The sequence below is a fragment of the Microbacterium luteum genome, from assembly GCF_015277875.1.
GTDB classification, from domain to species: Bacteria; Actinomycetota; Actinomycetes; order Actinomycetales; family Microbacteriaceae; genus Microbacterium; species Microbacterium luteum.
This window is the reverse complement of the sequence record NZ_CP063814.1, coordinates 1,174,729-1,193,589: the sequence shown is the minus strand read 5'-3', so window position 1 is coordinate 1,193,589 and position 18,861 is coordinate 1,174,729. Positions and strand designations below refer to the sequence as shown.

Annotated in this window: 16 protein-coding genes, 1 tRNA gene and 1 pseudogene; 7 read left to right on the top strand and 11 right to left on the bottom strand. The window is 69.5% G+C overall.

Annotated elements, in window-relative coordinates:
• Positions 1–89 precede the first annotated feature (89 nt).
• The 4 genes from IM777_RS05820 to IM777_RS05805 are packed head-to-tail and all read left to right on the top strand — an operon-like array spanning position 90 to position 4,343.
• Entirely contained in the window at positions 90–1,088 is a 999-nt protein-coding gene (locus tag IM777_RS05820) for a PIG-L deacetylase family protein (protein WP_194384939.1), read from the top strand.
• Positions 1,085–2,017, top strand: a complete 933-nt coding sequence (locus IM777_RS05815; protein ID WP_194384938.1) for an ATP-grasp domain-containing protein — start codon at positions 1,085–1,087, stop codon at positions 2,015–2,017. Before IM777_RS05820 ends, IM777_RS05815 begins: the two co-directional genes overlap by 4 nt.
• Positions 2,017–3,249 carry a glycosyltransferase family 2 protein gene (locus IM777_RS05810; protein ID WP_194384937.1) on the top strand — a complete coding sequence of 411 codons (1,233 nt, stop codon included), beginning with the start codon at positions 2,017–2,019 and terminating at the stop codon, positions 3,247–3,249. The genes IM777_RS05815 and IM777_RS05810 overlap by 1 nt, the downstream gene beginning before the upstream one ends.
• Positions 3,246–4,343, top strand: coding sequence for a hypothetical protein (locus IM777_RS05805; protein ID WP_194384936.1), 1,098 nt, complete (start codon positions 3,246–3,248; stop codon positions 4,341–4,343). Before IM777_RS05810 ends, IM777_RS05805 begins: the two co-directional genes overlap by 4 nt.
• Here IM777_RS05805 and IM777_RS05800 read toward each other — a convergent pair.
• From IM777_RS05800 to IM777_RS05760, 9 genes are all read right to left on the bottom strand, one after another.
• Complete coding sequence (locus tag IM777_RS05800; RefSeq protein ID WP_336510687.1) at positions 4,333–5,196, bottom strand: FAD:protein FMN transferase; 864 nt, start codon at positions 5,194–5,196, stop codon at positions 4,333–4,335. The two genes, IM777_RS05805 and IM777_RS05800, sit on opposite strands and share 11 nt — an antisense overlap.
• Position 5,197: 1 nt before the next feature.
• Positions 5,198–5,620, bottom strand: coding sequence for a hypothetical protein (locus tag IM777_RS05795; protein ID WP_194384935.1), 423 nt, complete (start codon positions 5,618–5,620; stop codon positions 5,198–5,200).
• 96 nt (positions 5,621–5,716) lie between these two features.
• The gene (locus tag IM777_RS05790; protein WP_194384934.1) at positions 5,717–6,751 is read right to left on the bottom strand and encodes a ribose-phosphate diphosphokinase; all 1,035 of its coding nucleotides are present in this window, start codon (positions 6,749–6,751) and stop codon (positions 5,717–5,719) included.
• Entirely contained in the window at positions 6,741–8,192 is a 1,452-nt protein-coding gene (glmU, locus tag IM777_RS05785) for a bifunctional UDP-N-acetylglucosamine diphosphorylase/glucosamine-1-phosphate N-acetyltransferase GlmU (protein WP_194384933.1), read from the bottom strand. Before glmU ends, IM777_RS05790 begins: the two co-directional genes overlap by 11 nt.
• Position 8,193: 1 nt before the next feature.
• A tRNA-Gln gene (locus tag IM777_RS05780) sits at positions 8,194–8,265 on the bottom strand.
• A 63-nt stretch (positions 8,266–8,328) separates the two neighbouring features.
• Positions 8,329–9,267: a sugar ABC transporter permease gene (locus IM777_RS05775; RefSeq protein WP_228480971.1), complete on the bottom strand. Its 939-nt coding sequence runs from the start codon at positions 9,265–9,267 to the stop codon at positions 8,329–8,331.
• Positions 9,267–10,895, bottom strand: coding sequence for an ABC transporter permease subunit (locus IM777_RS05770; RefSeq protein ID WP_194384932.1), 1,629 nt, complete (start codon positions 10,893–10,895; stop codon positions 9,267–9,269). The genes IM777_RS05775 and IM777_RS05770 overlap by 1 nt, the downstream gene beginning before the upstream one ends.
• Positions 10,896–10,977: 82 nt before the next feature.
• Entirely contained in the window at positions 10,978–12,219 is a 1,242-nt protein-coding gene (locus tag IM777_RS05765; RefSeq protein WP_071042835.1) for a sugar ABC transporter substrate-binding protein, read from the bottom strand.
• A 99-nt stretch (positions 12,220–12,318) separates the two neighbouring features.
• Complete coding sequence (locus IM777_RS05760) at positions 12,319–14,349, bottom strand: beta-galactosidase (RefSeq protein ID WP_194385464.1); 2,031 nt, start codon at positions 14,347–14,349, stop codon at positions 12,319–12,321.
• A 211-nt stretch (positions 14,350–14,560) separates the two neighbouring features.
• Here IM777_RS05760 and IM777_RS05755 point away from each other — a divergent pair, with 211 nt between their 5' ends.
• Positions 14,561–15,556: a LacI family DNA-binding transcriptional regulator gene (locus tag IM777_RS05755; protein ID WP_071043344.1), complete on the top strand. Its 996-nt coding sequence runs from the start codon at positions 14,561–14,563 to the stop codon at positions 15,554–15,556.
• 42 nt (positions 15,557–15,598) lie between these two features.
• Positions 15,599–16,120, top strand: coding sequence for a MarR family winged helix-turn-helix transcriptional regulator (locus IM777_RS05750; RefSeq protein WP_071042833.1), 522 nt, complete (start codon positions 15,599–15,601; stop codon positions 16,118–16,120).
• Here IM777_RS05750 and IM777_RS05745 read toward each other — a convergent pair.
• Positions 16,101–16,592 (bottom strand): annotated as a pseudogene (locus IM777_RS05745) (ABC transporter ATP-binding protein); the annotation flags it as partial. The gene IM777_RS05750 and the pseudogene IM777_RS05745 sit on opposite strands and share 20 nt — an antisense overlap.
• A gap of 36 nt (positions 16,593–16,628) precedes the next feature.
• Here IM777_RS05745 and IM777_RS05740 point away from each other — a divergent pair.
• The gene (locus IM777_RS05740) at positions 16,629–18,164 is read left to right on the top strand and encodes a recombinase family protein (RefSeq protein WP_228481058.1); all 1,536 of its coding nucleotides are present in this window, start codon (positions 16,629–16,631) and stop codon (positions 18,162–18,164) included.
• A 108-nt stretch (positions 18,165–18,272) separates the two neighbouring features.
• Here the strand turns inward: IM777_RS05740 and IM777_RS05735 are convergent, their stop codons facing one another.
• Complete coding sequence (locus IM777_RS05735; RefSeq protein ID WP_194384930.1) at positions 18,273–18,860, bottom strand: hypothetical protein; 588 nt, start codon at positions 18,858–18,860, stop codon at positions 18,273–18,275.
• Position 18,861: the final 1 nt, after the last annotated feature.

Below are 18,861 nucleotides of genomic sequence, written 5' to 3'. Positions count from 1 at the left end.
CGCATGCTGTCAGCCTGCGGGGCGACACTGGGGAGTGGCCCGGACGGCGAGTTCGTCCGGAGACGGCCCCGCGGGCTGGGGGTCACACCATGCACGTCATCGATGCCGTCGTCGCCGCCTCCTGTGCGGTGATCGTTCTCGGAGCATGCTCGCTCCGAGGTTCCGACCGGAACCGGGAGCGAGCGCGAAGCGGTTGTCTCATCTCTGCTGCGCTGCTGGTCATCGCCGTTCTGAACCTGCTCGTCGAACTCGCCGACCGCGCGGGCGACCCTGCCGCGGTCGCACTGCACAGCGCGACGCTCGTGATGCCGCTGGTCCTCGTCGGCCTCGGTCTCATGGGGATTCGCGGCGTGACCGCCGAAGCTGGAGCGGCGACCCCGCTGCGGGTCGTCGCCATCGGCGCGCATCCGGATGACCTCGAGCTGGCCGCCGGCGGGACCCTGGCGAGGTGGGCCTCCGAGGGCGCGCACGTTCACGGCCTGGTGATGAGCCACGGGTCGCGAGGCGGCGATGCCGAGCGACGGATCCATGAGGCGGTCGCCGGGGCTCACGCGATGGGACTCGTCGACATCGACGTCCTCGACCACCCCGACACGTGTCTGGCCGAACACGCGAACGAGATGGTGCTCGCCATCGAAGACACGCTCCGGCGCATCGAGCCCGACATCATCATCACCCACTCGCACCACGATGCGCATCAGGACCACGCCGCTGTGCACGATGCGGTCATGCGCGCCGCGCGCCGTGCGACCTCCATCCTGTGCTTCGAATCCCCCTCGGTGACCAGCGAGTTCTCGCCGACCGCCTTCGTCGACATCAGCGCCCACCTGCCGGCGAAGATCGCCGCCGTGCATCGCCACCGGGACCAGTCCGGCAAGCCCTACATGGGAGCGGATCGGCTGCGCGGCATGGCCGCCTTCCGCGGCAGCCAGGGCCGCGTGGAGTTCGCCGAGGGATTCGAGCAGATGCGGATGCTCGTGGGCGACCACCGCGCACCGAGCATCGTCCGCTCCGAGCACCGCGCGGAGACCCTCGAAATCCGCACCGCATCGACGCGGCTCGAGCCCGTCGACGGCAGGCAGCCGTGAAGACCGTCCTGCTCACGGGCGTCGGTGGACCGGCCGGACGAGCGCTGGCCGCGCAGCTGCGGCCCTTCGCGTTCGCCGACGATCCGGTCTTCACGATCGGTGCGGACATGCGGGAGCTCGCCTCCTCCGATGCCCGGCTCGTGCTGCGCATTCCCCCCGCGACCTCGTCGGAGTATCTCGCCACGCTGCACCACCTGCTGGAGTACTACGAGGTCGACCTGTTGATCCCGACGGTGTCGGAGGAGCTCCCGATCGTCGCGGTCGCGGCACCCCTGCTGGCGGGTGTCCGACCGTCGATACCCGGCCACCCCGGAGCCGCCCTGCCACCGGAGCCGCCACGCCGCTCCGTCGTGATCGCGTCGGCGGCCGCGGTCGCCCTCGCCTCGGACAAGCTCCTGACGATGCAGACCCTGCGACGCGCCGGCGTCGGCGTTCCGGACTTCGCCGACGCGGGCGAATTCCACACCGCGGCATCGGCCCTGCGCGTGCTCGGCGGCCCGCTCGTGCTCAAGCCGCGGATCTCGCGCGGCGCGCGCGGTGTCTCGGTCGTGCGGCACGCGAGCGATCCGTGGCCGGCATCGGGGGCGCTCATCCAGCGCTTCGCTCCCGGCACCGAGTACTGCGTGCAGATCCATCGACCCGTCGGGGCGGATGACGGCGCCGTCGTCGTCCTGCGCAAGACGGCGTTGAGCGGCGGAACGATCGGGAACGCCGTGAGCTGCGTCGTCGATGAGGGCGCGGTCGACGTCGGAGACATCGCGTGGGCGGCGGTCACGGCCCTGGGGGTGACCGGCCCTGCCGATGTCGATGTCCGCCGCGACGACACGGGCCTTCCCGTCGTCCTCGAGGTGAACGCGCGGTTCGGCGCGCAGTCCGCGGCCGCACCGGCTGTACTGTCATCGGTGCTTCGTGCGCACGGGATGCCCTGATGATCGAGGCGGTGATGCTCGTCGCGGGGATCGCGTGGATGCTGTTCGCAGTCGCGCGACTCCTCCTCGCCCCGTTCGCGATCGCCGAGGAGATCCGTGACCGTGTCCGCCGGTCCACGACGCCGCCGCCGACGCTGTCGGTGAGCGTGGTGGTGCCGGCCTACAACGAGGGCGTCGTGCTCGACGGCTGCGTGCGCTCGATCATCGCCCATGCCCCGGCCGGCCTGGAGGTCGTGCTGGTCGACGACGGTTCGACCGACGGCACGTTCTCGCGGATGCGCGCGCTCGCGGGCGAGTACGCGGGGGTCATCGCGATGACGCAGGAGAACGCGGGAAAGGCCGCGGCCCTGAACGCCGGCATCGCACGCACCAGCGGCAGCATCGTGCTCCTCGTCGACGCCGACGGCGTGTTCACGGCGCAGACCTTCACCGAGCTCCTCCGGCCCTTCGCCGATCCGACGGTCGCGGCGGTGTGCGGCGACGATCGCCCCGTCAACCTCGACCGCGTGCAGACGCGATTCCTCGCGGTGATCGGGCACGTCGGAACGGGACTCATGCGTCGAGCCCAGTCCTTCTTCGGCGTGCTGCCGGTCGTCTCCGGGAACGCCGGCGCCTTCCGCCGCGCGATCCTCGACGCGGTGGGTCCACTGCGCGCCGGATGCATCGGGGAGGATCCCGAACTCACCTGGCGCATCCACCGCGCGCACGGACGTGTCGTGTTCGCCCCCCGCGCGGTGGTCTACGCCGAGTCCCCGTCCACCCTTCGCGGGCTCTGGCGGCAGCGCGTGCGCTGGGGGCGCGGGCTGCTGCAGACGGTGCGCGTGCACGCGGACCTGATCGGGCGTCCGCGCTACGGACTCTTCGGACTCTCTCTCGCGCCGCTTCTGGTCGCGTCGGTCGTGCTGCCGGTGGTCCAGGTGGCCGCCCTCCCCCTGCTGGCCATCACCCTGATGACGGGGGCGGTGGGGGTGGATGCCGACATCTGGGGGGCGCTGCTGTGGCTGGGCCTTCCGGTCTCGGCAGCGCTGGTCCTCCTCGCGGTCTGTCTCAACGACGCCTGGGCGGATCTGCGCCATGCCTACGCCCTGCCGCTGTGGCCGGCGTACTCGATGATGATGAGCGCCGTCATGGTGGCAGCCATCGCCGGTGAGGCGCGAGGGCGTCCGGCGGCGTGGAACAAACTCGTGCGCACCGGCGTCAGGTCGCCGCGTCCGGTCGGAGCGGAGCCGTGAGCGGCGGTGCGCGTGCAGTCGCGGGCCTCTCGGTCGCCTTCCTCCTCGCGTCCTGCGCGCCTTCCCCGGCTGATGATGACGCCGGTGCCGACCGCGCGGTGGTCACGACGATCGGGATCGGCTTCGAGACGCTCGTCGGCGACACCGACTGGGCCGACCTGGTCGATCACCTGCGAGAGGCGGACGTCGGCGAAGTCTCGCTCGCGGTGGGGCGCATCGACTGGCTCGCCTTTCCCCCCGACCTCGTCGGCGAACCCTCCTCGGAGGTCATCCGGTCCGGACGGGACTACGTCGAAGAGGCCCTCCAGCAGCTGCGGCCGTGGACCTCCGACGGAGGGCGGCGGGTGACCCTCACGATCGATGCGCTGGCTCCGGCGCTCCTCGCTGCTTCGCCGCACCTCGCGGGAACGACGGCCGACGGCCGACGAAGCGACGATTTCCCGTCGCTCGCCGCCTGGGCAGGCCCCGTGGGCGCAGACCTCGTCGCGCTCGCCGAGGACATCGCGCAACGGTACCGTCCGGATGAGGTCGCCATCACGGAACTGCTGGCCGATCACACCTTCGGGGCCGACGACCTCGCGTCCTTCCGCGAGCATTCCGGGCTGACCGCGTGGCCGATGACCGCGGACGGACGGATCCGCACGGATGCCCGGGAGATCGCGGCATGGCGAAGCGACGCGATCACCGAGCTGGTGGGGAGGGTGGCGAACGCGGTGCATCGCCACGACGTCGCACTGGCGGTGGATGTGCGTGTCGACTGGGAGGACCCCGCCGCCGGACGCGCCGACTCCGGCCACGACTATCGCGCCCTGCTGTCGGTGGCGGATCGACTGATCCTGTGGTGCTACGTCGGACTGGTGGATCGCGCGCCCGCCGAGGTCGGCTTCGTCGGTCGCGAGCTCGCCTCAGCGGGTGTCGACCCGATGCGCGTGGTGCTGTCGGTGGGACTCTGGGACGATGACGGCACGCTCAGCGCAGACGACCTGCGCGACGCGCTGACCGCGATCGAGGGACGGATGCCCGCGGGCGTCACGCCGGTGTCGTCGATGACGGAGGCGCACTGGGCCGCCATCGCGGCCGCTGTCACGCGGTGAACAGACGTGCCGCGCACCCCGGGGAGTACTCGGCACGACCGTCGGTGGTCATGCGCACCCACGCCACGCCCCGGTCGTGGGCGAAGCGTGGACCTCCGTCGAAGAAGAGGGCCGTCGCGACGGCATCCGCGGTCATCGCGTCGTCGGCGACCGCCCAGGTCGCGACGATCGTTCGCACCGGCTCTCCCGTGCGTCCGTCGATCACGTGGTGCAGCCCGTCGCCCCACGCACGCCGGTTCGTCGCCGAGGCGCACAGCGCCGCATCCTCAAACTCCCACACGCCGATCACCCGATCCGGGTCGTACGGATGCTCGAGGCCGACGCGCTCCACCGCGCCCCGCGAGCGCAGGTCGCCGCTGGCGTCCACCACGAGCGGGCCGGCAAGGTGATGCAACGACTGGAACACGAGATCCACCAGTCGCCCCTTGCCGAGCGCGCCGACATCGATCGTCGCCGGACGGGTGAGCGTGATCTCCCGTCTCGTCCACGAGAGCACCTCGCGCCACGGAAGCGCCGGGTGGACGCCGGCCGGACGCAGCGTGAGGTCGGCGTCGTAGCCGAGGGCTTCCAGCGCGTCTCCCGCGAGCGGCGTCACGGCGTCTGCCGTGGCCTCCGCCGCTGCGGACAGCGTGTCGAGCAGCATCACGGCGTCCGCCGGCGCCGGAGCAGAGCCCGCACCCCGAGCGAGAGCGGCGACGACCGAGTCGTCACGGAAGCGGGACCAGGAACGGTCGAAGTCCTCGATGAGGTGCCCGACGCGCGCCCGGTCGGCTCCCGGGACCGGTTCGGGTGTCTCGACCCGCCAGGGCACGCCGATGGCATCGAATCGCCACATCGCGGGTGCGACGGTCACCTCACGCCGCCGCGTCGGCCTTGATCTGGTCGAGGGCCTGCGTGAAGCCGCCGCTGGTCAGCGACGAGCCGGCCACCCGGGTCACCGAGACGTCGTCGATGTCCTTGCCGACGACCTCGGCGGCGATGCCGCCGACGAACTCGGACTGGTAGCGCTCCGACTCGGCGTTGGTGGGGTCGCCGACCACCTCGACGGCCGTGATGACGTCGTCCTCCAGGGTCACGGTGACCGTCACCACCTCCACCGACTCCGGTGTGGCATAGGATCCCTCGGCGGTGTAGGTGCCGTCGGTGTAGGGGGCGGCGCTTCCGGAGGAGCCCGCAGCGTCGGCACCCGCGCTCGAGCAACCGGCCAGAAGGGCGGCGCCGACCACGCCGATGCTCGCGGCGGTGACACGGACGGGGGTGACGGCACGGACGGTCATGAGATCTCCTGGGGATCGAGCGGCGTGGTTCCACCCTGACAGCGACACCACGGCGCGGCGTCTGGCCGGCCTATGAATGGCCTGTGGGAATCGCGCTCAGGCGGCACCGTTGAACATGCTCGTGACCGAGCCGTCCTCGAAGACCTCGTGGATCGCCCGCGCCAGCAGCGGCGCGATGGGGAGCACCGTCAGCGTCGGGAAGCGCCGGTCGTCGGGGATGGGCACGGTGTCGGTGACGACGACCTCGTCGATCGCCTCGCTCTGCAGCCGCTGCGTCGCGGGGTCGCTGAAGATCGCGTGGGTCGCCGCGACGATCACGCGGAGCGCTCCGTTCGCCTTCAGCGCCTCGGCCGCCTTCACGATCGTGCCGCCGGTGTCGATCATGTCGTCGACCAGCAGGCACACGCGCCCCTCGACATCGCCGACGATCTCGTTGACGGTCACCTGGTTCGCGACATTCGGGTCGCGGCGCTTGTGGATGATCGCCAACGGCGCCCCGAGGCTGTCCGACCAGGTGTCCGCGACGCGCACGCGCCCGGTGTCGGGCGAGACGACGGTGAGCTGCGAGCGATCGACGCCCGACAGGTTCTGCTCGAAGTACTCCAGCAGCACGGGCTTGGCGAAGAGATGGTCGACCGGGCCGTCGAAGAAGCCCTGGATCTGGGCGGCGTGGAGGTCGACGCTCATCACGCGATCGGCGCCGGCGGTCTTCAGCAGATCGGCGACCAGGCGACCGCTGATCGGCTCGCGTCCGCGTCCCTTCTTGTCCTGGCGCGAATACGGGTAGTAGGGCGCGACGACGGTGATGCGCTTGGCGGATGCGCGCTTGGCCGCATCCAGCATGATGAGCAGCTCCATGATCCACTCGTTCACCGGAGGACCGAAGGACTGCACCAGGAAGACGTCGCAGCCGCGGATCGAGACTTCGAACCGGGTCAGGATCTCCCCCGAGGCGAAGGTGCGGTACTCGGTGGGCACCAGCTGGGTGCCGAGGGCCGTGGCCACATCTTCGGCGAGCGTGTGGTGAGAACGGCCGGATGCCACCACCAGGCGCTTCTTGGTCTTGGCGACCAGTCCGGGTGCGACCTCGTGCTCCCGATCGAGCTCGACCGTCTTCTTCTTACGCGCCATCGTCCGCCTTCTGTGTCGACCGGGACCTCGCCGCCGCCTCCGCCGCCGCAGTACCCGCTCTGTTCTTCTCGACCCACCCCTCGACGTTGCGCTGAGGGGCGACGCTCAACGCCAGGGCACCCGAGGGCACGTCCTTGCGAATGACGGCTCCCGCGCCGGTCTTCGCGCCGTCACCGATTCTAACGGGGGCGACGAAGACGTTGTGCGAGCCGCTGTGCACGTCATCGCCGATGACGGTGCGGTGCTTGGCGAGGTCGTCGTAGTTGGCGGTGATCGCACCCGCACCGAGGTTGACGCGATCGCCGATCTCGGTGTCGCCGATGTACGACAGGTGCGGCACCTTGCTGCCCGAGCCGATCGTGGAGTTCTTGACCTCGACGAACGTGCCGATCTTCCCGCTGCGACCCAGCTCCGCGCCGGGCCGCAGGTACGCGAACGGTCCGACGGTCGCGCGCTCGCCGATGATGGCGAACGTCGCATCGGTACGGGTCACGGTAGCGCCCGCACCGACCTCGCAGCCGACGAGGCTGGTGTCGGGACCGATGGTCGCACCCTCCCCCACGGTCGTGGCACGGAGCACCTGCGTTCCGGGGAGCAGGGTGACATCCGGGGCGAGCGTGACGTCAACGTCGATCCACGTGGTCGCAGGATCGAGCACGGTGACGCCCTCGAGCTGCCAGCGCCGGACGGTGCGGGCGTTGAGGGCACGGGCGGCCTCCGACAGCTGAACACGGTCGTTGACCCCCAGCGCCGCCGCGGTGTCGGGCGCGACCGCCGCGCCCACCGGCCGCTGCGCGGCCCGGGCGAGGGCGATCACGTCGGTGAGGTACTTCTCCCCCTGGGCGTTGTCGGTGCCGATCTCGGCCAGGTGCACCCGCAGCGCGTCGATGCGGAACACGTACACGCCGGCGTTGATCTCACCGACGCCGCACTCGGCGTCGGAGGCGTCCTTCTGCTCGACGATGCGCAGCACGTCGCCGGACGCGTCACGGATGACGCGACCGTATCCGGTCGCGTCATCGAGGAGCGCGCTCATGACGGTGACCCCCGCGGCGCGCTCGCGGTGGGCGGCGACCAGCGCCGCGAGCGTGTCCGACTGCAGCAGCGGAACATCGCCGCTGAGGACCACGACGTCGCCGTCGAAGTCGGCGAGGGCGTCGAGGGCGACCTCGACGGCGCGCCCCGTGCCCGGCACGTCGTCCTGGTCGACCACGATCGCGTCCGGGGCCTGTTCGGCGATCTCGGCGGCGACGAGGTCCCGCTCGTGGCGCACCACCGTCACCACGCGCGCGGGCTGCAGGGCCTGCGCGGTGGCGAGCACGTGGCCCACGAGAGAGCGGCCGCCGATGCGGTGCAGAACCTTGGGTGTCGCCGACCTCATCCGCGTGCCCTGGCCGGCGGCGAGGACGATGACGGCCAGGGATGTGTCGGTGTTCACCATGCTCCGCCGCCAGGACTCGAACCTAGACCTCACAGCTCCAAAGGCTGTCGTGCTGCCATTACACCACGGCGGACCGCGGCCGTCTCGGGCCGCTCCCCCAGTCTGCCAGCCTTTCCGCTGGGGAACCGCCGGGTGCTCAGCCCTTGACCGCCCCCGAGGTGAGGCCCCCGACGATCCAGCGCTGCAGGGCGATCACCAGGGCGACGATCGGAATCGCCCCGACGATCGCACCGGCGGTGAACAGTCCCCAGTTGGACTGCAGCAGGTCGGAGACCCACCCGTACATCCCGACGGCCAGCGTCCACTCGTCCTGCGAGCTGAGCACCAGACGCGCGATGACGAACTCGTTGAAGGTGGCGACGAAGCTGAGCATCGCGACCACCGCCAGAACGGGGACCACGAGGGGGAAGATCAGACGCCAGTAGATCTGCGCGTGGGTGGCGCCGTCGATCTTCGCCGACTCGTCGATCGACACCGGAACGGTGTTGAAGAACCCGTACATGAGGAAGGTGTTCGCGCCGAGCGCGCCGCCGAAGTAGACGCAGATCAGGCCGAGCTTGGTGTTGAGCCCGAGCGCGGGCACGACTTCGCCGATCGCGAGCAGCATCAGGAAGATCGCGATGAAGGCGAGCGCCTGCGGGAACATCTGGATGATGAGGAGCGCGGACAGGCTCACGCGCCGTCCCGTGAAGCGGAACCGCGAGAACGCATACGCCGCCGCCGCACCCATGAGCACCGATCCGATCGCGACGGCCACCGAGATGGTGAGGCTGTTCACCATCCACGTCCAGTAGCGCGTCTCGCCCAGCGCGAGGTAGTTGTCGAGCGTGAACTCGCTGAACAGGGCGGTCGCGGCGGAGAGGCTGCCCCGCGGATTGAGCGACGCCGACAGCGCGTACAGCAGCGGGAAGATCGCGTAGAAGATGACGACGAGGGCGAAGAGGTACTTCCAGCCCACGTCGACGAACCACCGCCTGCGACGGACCGCGCGGCGGCTCGGGTCGACGGCGATCAGCGACTCGGTCTCCGTCCGGGTGCGGACGGTCCCCTCGGGCATCACACGGTTCTCGGACATCACTGGAACTCCTCCAGTCGGCGGGTCTGTCGGAAGGCGATCGCGGCGATGATCCCGACGAGGACGAACACGACGATCGCCAGCGCGCTCGCGAGACCGAAGTCGGCGGCGCCGCCGGAGACGCCCGAGATGCTGTAGATCGCGGTGATGAGGATGTCCGTGCTGCCGAGCGCATACGGAGCTCCGGGAATGGATGGACCACCCTCGTTGAAGAGGTAGACCAGCGGCAGGTTGTTGAACCCGACGGCGAAGGACGAGATGGCCAGCGGCGCGGTGGAGACCAGCAGCAGCGGGAAGATGATCGACCGGAACCGGCGGACCTTGCCGGCACCGTCGATCTCGGCGGCCTCGATGGCGTCCGACGGAATGGACTGGAGCGCCCCCGTGCACACCAGCAGCCAGTAGGGATAGCTCAGCCAGACGTTCAGCCACAGCAGCGCGATCTTGGCGAGCCACGGGTCGCCCAGCCAGTTGATGTCGGCGCCGAAGAAGAACAGATCGTTGATGATGCCGAACTCCGCATTGAACATGCCGCGATACACGAGCGCGGACATGAACATCGGGAACGCGTACGGGAGGATGAAGATCGCGCGCAGCACGCGGCGCCCCCGCACCCGGGGATCGTTGTAGATGAGGGCGAAGAGCAGGCCGAGCCCGAACGGGAGGACGACCGAGAGGGTGGCGAACACGAGCGTCCACACGAACACGATCGACAGGGCCTCGAGGAGGCGGGGATCGGTGAAGAGCTCGAGGAAGTTGTCGAGTCCGACGTTGACGTACCACCCGGTGGGAAGGCTGCTGCCGTCGGCGGCGACGAAGCTGCCCTCATCGGTCGCGTCGTAGACCGTGCCCGTCGTCGTGTCGGTGATGGTCTGCGCCTGTTCATCCCACACGAGGGTCGATTGGTACACCGCGCCGCTCGATCCGTCGCGGGAGCGGATGGCGCCGTCGTTCGGATCGTCGGAGACCGGCACACGCAGATCGACCACGGTCTGCTGCAGGTCCTGGTCGCTGAGCAGGCGCGATCGGTCGACGGGGGTCCAGCCGGGTACTTCGGTGGGAGCGCCGGCCGCGACGGTCGCTCCGGTGTCCGAGAGCGGCTCGAGCTCGCTGCCGACGAGGACCTCGCCGCCGTCGTTGATCGCGAAGCCGATCTCGCCGAGCCCGCGCTCGACCACAGCCAGCCGATAGGTCGGCGAGCCCTCCACCCGGCGCTCGCCCTGGATCAGGGCGGCCTCGACCGCCTGATCCTGCGTGACGTTGTGGCCGGTGCCGTAGTTCGTGAAGGCGATGTAGGCGGTGTAGCCGAAGATGAAGATCTGGAAGGCGAAGAGGAAGACGAGCCCGGGCAGCAGGTACTTCAGCGGCATGGCGCGCTTCCAGAAGTACACGACGTCCGCTGCGACCAGGAGCACGACCAGCACCGCCAGGATCACCCACGACTCCACCCGCAGCGCCGAGATGATCGCCGCGAGACCCGCGGCGTTGACGATCATCATCACGACGAGCTTCACGATGAAGCCCCAGCCCCGGCCGTTCCAGCGCCGTGCGTGCGCGTCGCGCGGCCGCTTGTCCGGCTGTTCCTCCTGGGGCGGGGCGGCCTCCCCCGTCTGTTGGTGCACCGACATCCTCGTCCTCCTCGTGACGGAGCCTCTTGTGGAATCGACCGGTGGTGGGATCGGCTGTCACCGACCCCACCACCGACGGGGATCAGCCGCCGAGTGTGGCGTTGAGATCCTCGATCATCGTGTTCCACGTGGACACCGGGTCCGCGCCGGCGATGATCTGCGCCTCAGCCGCGTTCCAGTACTCCCACACCGACCCCATCTCGGGGATCGAGGGCATCGGCACGCCGTTCTGCGACGAGGCCAGGAAGCCCGCGATGATCGGGTCCGAAGAGACCTCTTCGGCCACCGTGGACCAGGCCGGGATGCGCGGGTCCGCCTCGTAGAGTGCGCGCTGCGCCTCCTCGGTGGCGATGTAGTTGACGAGGAACTCCTGCGCGATCAGCGCGTTCTCGCTCTGCGAGCTCAGGTAGAAGCCCTGCACGCCCACGAAGGGAGCAGCGGGCTCGCCACCGGCCGACGGGATCGGGTTGACGGCGACGTCGACATCGGGGAACGAGGCGATCGCCCACGGGCCCTGCACGGTGTACGCGGCTTCGCCGGAATTGAACAGCTCGTTGTTGATGTCGTAGTCGATCGTCGTCGACAGGTATCCGGCACCGTCCTCGCCGTTCTCGCTCAGCCACTGCGCGAAAGCCTCGCCTTCGGGGCCGGCCATCCCGACCTCGCTGGTGTACGAGCCCGACTCGTCCTGCACGAAGACGGGGGCGCCGAAGGAGGTCTGGAAGCCGTACATCGTGTAGCCGTCGCCGGTCTGACCCTCGGTGTTGATGACGAAGGGGCGCTCCGCGCCGGACTCCTCACCCGCCGCGATCATGTCCTCCCAGGTCGCGGGAGCCTCCTCGCCGACGAGTTCGGTGTTCTGGATCAGAGCAACGGTCTCCAGCGAGTAGGGCAGAGCGTAGAGCTGACCGTCGTAGGTCATCGCCTCGAGGGCGACCGGCTCGAACTCCGACGCCTTCTCGCCGAGGTCGAGCGTGTTGACGACGCCCGAGGCGACGAACTCGCCCAGCCAGTCGTGAGCTCCGATGGTCATGTCCGGACCCTCACCGGTGGGGACCTGCGCGAGGAAATCTGCGCGCAGGTCGGCGAAGTCCTTCTGCACCAGCGTGACGGTCGCGCCGGTGTCGGTCTCGAACTGCTCGGCGGCCGCAGCGACGGCGGGCTCGCGATTCTCGTCCACCCAGACGGTCAGCTCCACGCCGGAGGCGTCGACGGCATCTCCGCCGTCATCGTCGGTGGTGGCGTCTCCGCCCCCGCTGCAACCGGCCAGCAGGGCGGCGGTGGCGGTGAGGGCGAAAGCACCCGTGATCCATGACTTGCGCATGTGAATTCCTTTCTCGGGGTCGTCGTCGTCCCGGTGGGGATCGCGTCTTCACGACCGGATGTGGAGCCGTTGCTCCGGATCTTCAGTTGTCGGTGCTGTTCAGTTGTGGGTTCGGTGGGCGGTGGGAGTGCGGACGACGGCGATGCCGCCGGCGGCCAGCGTCAGTGCCGACTCGACGTCGGTGTCCGAGAGCATCTCGCGTCCCGTGGCCGGCACGGTCACGGGGACGTCACGGTGATTGACGGCCACGAGGTAGTCGGCGTCGTCGCCGTGACGCGTGACCACTTCGACGCCATCGGGCAGGTCGCTCCGTTCGATGCCGGCGTCGCGATACACCTCGGACATGACCGCGGCGAGCGCGTCGGCGTCGAGGCGGGTGCTGAGATACCACGCCACGCCGTCGCCATGCGCATTGCGCGTGAGGGCCGCGCCGCCCTCGGCGGGACCATCGAGGTACCGGGCGACGACCTCGGCGGTCGTGGGGATCACGGCGTCCTGCCAGACGTCGGCGCCGAGCTGGCCGTCGCGTCCGTCGTTCCAGGCGAGGCGGCACGTCTCGTCCTCCCGGAGCGGAAGGAACTCTTCGATCTGCAGCCCCAGCACCTCGTGCAGCGGAGCGGCGTATCCGCCCTCGTGCACGGCGTCGTTCTCGTCGACGATGCCCGAGAAGAAGGACCAGACGAGGGTGCCCCCCGCGGCGACGTAGCGGGTGAGATTGTCGGCGTCGCTCGCGCGCAGCAGGTACTGCGCCGGGGCGATGACGAGCCGGTAGCCGCCGAGGTCGTGGCCCGGGAGGGCGAAGTCCACGGTGATGTTGTCCTTCCAGCACTGCTCGTAGAACTGCCGGATGCGCTCGGCATGCCGCACATCGACCGACGGCCGCCATTCGAGGTCCTGCGCCCAGAACGACTCGAAGTCCCACAGGATCGCCACGTCGGCTCGCACCCGCGAGCCGCGCACCTCGCCGAGTCGAGCCAGCCTCGCCCCCAGTTCGGTCACTTCGCGCCAGACCCGGGAAGTCGTGCCGGCGTGGGGAAGCATCGCGGAGTGGAACTTCTCAGCACCGCCACGGGAGGCACGCCACTGGAAGAAGAGGATCGCGTCGGCACCGCGCCCGAGGTGGGCGAGGGAGTTGCGGGCCATCTCGCCGCGGCGCTTGGCGACGTTGCGCGGCTGCCAGTTGACGGCGGAGGTGGAGTGCTCCATGAGGATCCACGGCGCACCTGCGCCGACCGAGCGGGTCAGGTCCGCCGCCATCGCGAGTCCGATCTCGCCCTCGCGGTCGGCTGCCCAGAGGTAGTGATCGTCGGCGACGATGTCGACCTCGCGCGCCCACGCCCACAGGTCGGTGGTCCAGCTCTGGTTGGCCATGAAGTTGGTCGTGACCGGCTGGGTGGCGTGCCGCCGGATGGTGTCGCGCTCGAGGATGAAGCATTCGCGCAGCTGGTCGTCGGTGAACCGGGCGTAGTCGAGCCGCTGGGCCGGGTTGACGACGGATGCGGATGCCGCCGGGGCGGAGATCTCCTCCCAGGCGTGGTACCACTGGCCCCAGAAGGCGGTCCCCCAGGCGGCGTTCAGGGCGGCGAGGGAACCGTAGCGCTCCTGCAGCCACACACGGAACGCGGCGACGGCGTGCGCCGAGTAGTCCTCCCCGACGGGCGTGCCGTACTCGTTGTGGACGTGCCACATGACGACGGCCGGGTGGTTCGCGTAACGCTCCGCCAGCGCGTCGGTGATCCGCACGATCGCCTCACGGTAGGCCGGCGCCGAGTGCGAGGCCATGCCCCGGGAGCCGTGCGTGAGGGTGACACCGTCCCGCGTGACGACGCGAGCATCGGGATGGGCGGCGTAGAACCACGCCGGCGGTGCCGCGGTCGGGGTTCCCAGGTCGACGCGGATCCCGTTTTCGTGCAGCAGGTCGATGACGTCGTCGAGCCAGGCGAAGTCGAAGACCCCCTCGGATGTCTCCAGCAGCGCCCACGAGAAGATGCCGATGCTGACGAGATTCACGCCGGCGGTGCGCATGAGCGCGACGTCCTCGTGCCAGATCTCGCGCGGCCACTGCTCGGGCGAGTAATCACCGCCGTAGGCGATGCCGTCCACTTTCGGCCACTCGATGTCGCCCGCCATGACCCTCCGTCGCGTCTCGGTCACCGATGCTGTCTGCCGAAGCGCGTGGCCGAAGCGCGCGCGTCGGCTGCCGGGAATCGATCCGGCGACTGTGACCGGTCCCAGTATCACCCCGCACCCGCGGGATCCGTCAAGACCGACCGCGATCCGTTACCGGACTGTGACCGGTCCCAGAGTAGAGTCTGGAATCGTGGACACGGCACCGATCTCGATGCGCAAGCCGACGATCCGCGACGTCGCTGCGACGGCAGGGGTCTCTCGCGGCACGGTGTCGCGGGTGATCAACGGCGGCCACTGGGTCTCCCCCGAGGCGCGCGACGCGGTCGAGAGGGCCATCGCCGAGACGGGCTACACGGCGAACCACCACGCCCGGAGCTTGGCGACAGGGCGTGCCAACTCACTCGCGTTCCTCCTCACCGAGCCGCAGCACCTCCTCTTCTCCGACCCCACCTACGCCCTGCTGCTGCGCGGGGCGGCCGAAGCTCTCACCCAGAGATCGATGACCCTCGTCCTGCTCGTGGCCGGCACACCCCAGGAGCGCGCTAACATCGCCTCGTTCGTGAGCGCCGGCCACGTCGACGGCGTCCTCCTGATCTCCTCGCACGAGCAGGACCCGCTCGTCGGCTCCCTGCGCGCGGCCGGAGTACCGGTCGTGTGCTCGGGCGACCCGCTGGGGCTCGCCGGCAACCTTCCGGCCGTCGCCGTGGACGAGGAGGGATCGGCGCGCGAGATGACGCGCTACCTCCTCTCCCGAGGGTACCGCCGCATCGCGATGATCGCGGGTCCCGACGACACCCCCGGCGGGCGCTACCGCCTGCGCGGATTCCGGAGCGAGATGGACGACCTGTTCGATCCCGATCTCGTCGTCGCCGGCGACTACACACGAGAATCCGGCGCCGTGGCGATGTCGACGCTGCTCGGGCGCACGCGCGACATCGACGCCGTCTTCGCCGCATCCGACCTCATGGCCGCCGGTGCGGTGGCGACGCTGAAGAAGGAGGGATTGCGCGTGCCCGACGACATCGCGGTGGCGGGCTTCGACGACTCCGGACTCGCCGAGGAGCACGATCCACCCCTGACCACGATGCGCCAGCCATGGCGGGAGCTCAGCGAGCACATGGTGAGCCTGCTCCTGGAGGCGATCGCCGGCGGAGAGCCTCGGACCATGATCCTCCCCACGAAGCTCATCGTCCGCGAGAGCGCGTGACGGATCTCGTGGCGCGGCGAGAAGACCGGTGATAATGGAACGATGACCACCGCCGCCGACGAAGTCGATCGCATCGTCGGCGCGTGGGGCGTCCAGCGCCCCGACCTGGACTTCTCCCCCCTCGAGGTGCTGTCTCGCGTCGATCGGCTCTCCCGCCACCTGGACCGTGCTCGCCGCGAGGCATTCCGGCGCAGCGAGCTGGAACCGTGGGAGTGGGATGTGCTGTCGGCGCTGCGCCGCGCGGGCGAGCCCTTCCAGCTCAGCCCCAAGCAGCTGCTGCAGCAGACACTCGTCTCCAGCGGCACGATGACCAATCGCATCGACCGGCTGGTCGGTCGCCGGCTCGTGCATCGCGAGTCCGACCCGGCGGACGGGCGCAGCATCCTCGTCACCCTCACCGACGACGGGCGCACCCGGGTCGACGCCGCCATCACCCGGCTCGTCGACGCGGAGGCGCTCCTGCTCGATTCCCTCTCGCGCACCGACCGCGACCGCCTCGCCGGGTTGCTGCGCAAACTGAGCCTCGGGTTCGACGCGGCTCCGGTCAGCCCACCTGCTCCGTGAGGGCGAACCACTTCTGCTCGATGTCGTCGCGCTCGGCCTCCATCGCCGTGATCTTCGCCATCTCCTCGCCCAGCCCGACGTAGTCCGACTGATCGTGGTCGGCCAGCCCCGTGCGCGCGGCGTCGATCGATCCCTCGAGCCTCTCCAGCCGCCGCTCCAGCGCCGCCATCTCCTTCTGCGCGGCACGCAGCTGCGCACCGGACAGGCCGGGTTCCGGTGCAGCACCCGTCGACCCGGGCCCCGTCGACGACCCCTCGCGCTCCTCGAGCGCGCGCAGGCGCAGGTACTCGTCGACGCCCCCGGGCAGGTGGCGCAGGTGCCCGCCGAGGATCGCGTACTGCTGATCGGTGACGCGCTCGAGGAAGTACCGGTCGTGCGAGACGACCAGGAGCGTGCCCGGCCACGTGTCCAGCAGATCCTCCATGGCCGCGAGCATGTCGGTGTCGAGATCGTTCGTGGGCTCGTCCAGCAATCAGGAACCCCGTACAGCACGGAGCACCTGATCGCCATGAAAACGCAAACACTCACCCGACCGACCGATGATGAGGTCAACGCTCTCATCTACACCCGAGCCTCGATGGATCGCCAGTACCTCATGCGATCCACCGACGATCAAGAGACGGACTGCCGCTCCTGGTGCGATCAGCAGACGTGGCACGTTGGCAAGGTCATCACCGACGCCAACCGCTCCGCTTCGCAGTGGCGCACCCGCGAGCGCGAGGGTTTCGAGGAAGCCCTGCGCCTGATCGCGTCGAAGCAGTACGACGCCTTCGTGACCTGGGAGCCGTCGCGTGCAGGCCGCGAGCTGTTGGCCTACGTCCAGCTCCGCGCCGCCTGCCAGGAGGCCGGGGTGCTGTATCTGACGAAGGGACGGGTCTATGACTTCGCCCGGAGCGACGATGCGTTCATGATGGGTTTGGAGTTCCTGACCGCCGAGAAGGACGCCGCGGTGATCCGGGAGCGACAGCTCCGCACGGTGCGCCTGCACGCGCAGCAGGGCAGGCCACACGGTCGTCTTCCGTTCGGCTACCGCCGCGTTTATGACGAGCACACCGGGGTGCTTCTCCGTCAGGAAATCGACCCGGAGAAGGCCGCGATCATCGTCAACGCCGTGGACGAGATTCTGAGTGGCGTTCCGATGAACGCGATCGTCACCCGACTGAACAAGGCCGGTGTTCCGACTCCGATGAAGCCGACCTCTGACCACTCGCGCGGCTGGATGAACTCGACGCTGCGGCAGATGCTCAGGAGCCCGACGATCGCCGGCCTGCGGAAGTATCAGGGCAAGGTGATCGGTGAGGCGGACTGGCCGGCGATCATCCCTCGTGACCGCTGGGAGCAGGTCAACCGGGTGCTCGAAGATCGAGCACGCCGTACCCGGTACGTCGAGGAGGACAACCACAGCCATCCGAAGTGGCTGCTGTCGTTCATCGCGAAGTGCGGCTACTGCTCGGGGCCGCTGGTCCGTCTGCATGGGATGGTGCCGCGTAAGGACGGGACGCGCCGCGACAACTACGCCTGCCCGACTGTCGGATGTCGGAGGATCAGCATCGACATCCCTCGCACTGATGCTTACGTGGTTGGCGCCCTGCTGGGCTGGCTCTCGAAGCCTGAGAGCTTGGCGGTGATCGCCGGGCCAAGCGAGAACTGGCAGGAGCGCGTCCAGGAAGCCGAGGCTCAGGTCGCGCGGCTTCGCCAGCGGCTCGACGAGGCCGCCGAGGAATACGCCGCAGGCAGGATCAGTCTCACGATGCTGTCGAGCATCGAGCGGCGTCTGAACCCGGAGATTGAGCAGGCGGCGAAGGCGACGGTGCCTCCGGTCTCCGACGACGACGTGCTTCGGCTGTTGCAGGCCGAGGACATCGAGAGCGCGTGGGAGCGGCTGGACCTGTTGGAGAAGCGACGGATCGTCAAGCTCTTGCTGGACATTCGCGTGGTCAAGGCACCGCGGTTGGGCGGCAAGTTCGACCCGAACCGCATCAAGATCGCTCCGCGTTTCGTTCCTCACGAGCAGTACCGATGGACTCGATCAGAGCAGCCCTGATCGAGTCGGCCTGATCGCTCGACAGCGGCAGGAAGGAAGCGCCGAGGTCCTTGCCTCTCTCACGGAGGTCGGCGACCTCGGCGCCTTCTTTCGTTTCGATGCAGGAGCTCACGAGACTTCTCCGGTGTCCGGGTCGAGGTCGCGGTAGAAGGCTTCCTCGGCCTCGCGGCGGGCCTGGACGTCGGCCATGACGAACTCCACGAACTCGGCGTCGCGGTCGGTGATCGGGATGTCCTCGATCGGGTCGGCGGGTTCCTCGCCGGGCCAGATGGTCTGCCTGGTGGGGCGGTCGTGGTCGAGTCGGGTGCCGCAGGCGGCGACCCATTCGCGGAGCCGCTGGCGGGCGTCGGCGAAGTCGCGGTGCCAGCCGAGCGGGGCGCTGCCGTTCTGGTCGGGGTCGTAGGCGCAGAGCCAGTGCAGGTGCAGCGCGCTCAGCTCCCACAGCAGCTCGGGGTGCATGTGCCAGGCGGGCGGGATCACGGAGGCGGGGAGCCCGTAGGTGTGGCGCAGCCAGTCCACCCAGCGGTTGAGCTCCAACCACTCGGCCTCGGCGTCCTCGGCACTCAGCAGGTTCCAGTTGATCGGGTGTGGCGGCTCGGCGATCAACGGCTCGTCGTAGCCGTCGTCGTCCATCTCGTCCACATCCGAGTCGGGAACGTCGTTCGTCGTGGCGTCGCCGCGGGGTTCGTCGGACATG

What these genes read in the sequence shown, in the direction of transcription:
- IM777_RS05760 (WP_194385464.1), bottom strand. Translation starts at nt 14,349, where the DNA reads ATGGCGGGCGACATCGAGTGGCCGAAAGTGGACGGCATCGCCTACGGC.
- IM777_RS05795 (WP_194384935.1), bottom strand. Translation starts at nt 5,620, where the DNA reads ATGACCGTCCGTGCCGTCACCCCCGTCCGTGTCACCGCCGCGAGCATC.
- IM777_RS05755 (WP_071043344.1), top strand. Translation starts at nt 14,561, where the DNA reads ATGCGCAAGCCGACGATCCGCGACGTCGCTGCGACGGCAGGGGTCTCT.
- IM777_RS05820 (WP_194384939.1), top strand. Translation starts at nt 90, where the DNA reads ATGCACGTCATCGATGCCGTCGTCGCCGCCTCCTGTGCGGTGATCGTT.
- glmU (WP_194384933.1), bottom strand. Translation starts at nt 8,192, where the DNA reads ATGGTGAACACCGACACATCCCTGGCCGTCATCGTCCTCGCCGCCGGC.
- IM777_RS05790 (WP_194384934.1), bottom strand. Translation starts at nt 6,751, where the DNA reads ATGGCGCGTAAGAAGAAGACGGTCGAGCTCGATCGGGAGCACGAGGTC.
- IM777_RS05735 (WP_194384930.1), bottom strand. Translation starts at nt 18,860, where the DNA reads ATGTCCGACGAACCCCGCGGCGACGCCACGACGAACGACGTTCCCGAC.
- IM777_RS05810 (WP_194384937.1), top strand. Translation starts at nt 2,017, where the DNA reads ATGATCGAGGCGGTGATGCTCGTCGCGGGGATCGCGTGGATGCTGTTC.
- IM777_RS05740 (WP_228481058.1), top strand. Translation starts at nt 16,629, where the DNA reads ATGAAAACGCAAACACTCACCCGACCGACCGATGATGAGGTCAACGCT.
- IM777_RS05770 (WP_194384932.1), bottom strand. Translation starts at nt 10,895, where the DNA reads ATGTCGGTGCACCAACAGACGGGGGAGGCCGCCCCGCCCCAGGAGGAA.
- IM777_RS05750 (WP_071042833.1), top strand. Translation starts at nt 15,599, where the DNA reads ATGACCACCGCCGCCGACGAAGTCGATCGCATCGTCGGCGCGTGGGGC.
- IM777_RS05765 (WP_071042835.1), bottom strand. Translation starts at nt 12,219, where the DNA reads ATGCGCAAGTCATGGATCACGGGTGCTTTCGCCCTCACCGCCACCGCC.
- IM777_RS05775 (WP_228480971.1), bottom strand. Translation starts at nt 9,267, where the DNA reads ATGTCCGAGAACCGTGTGATGCCCGAGGGGACCGTCCGCACCCGGACG.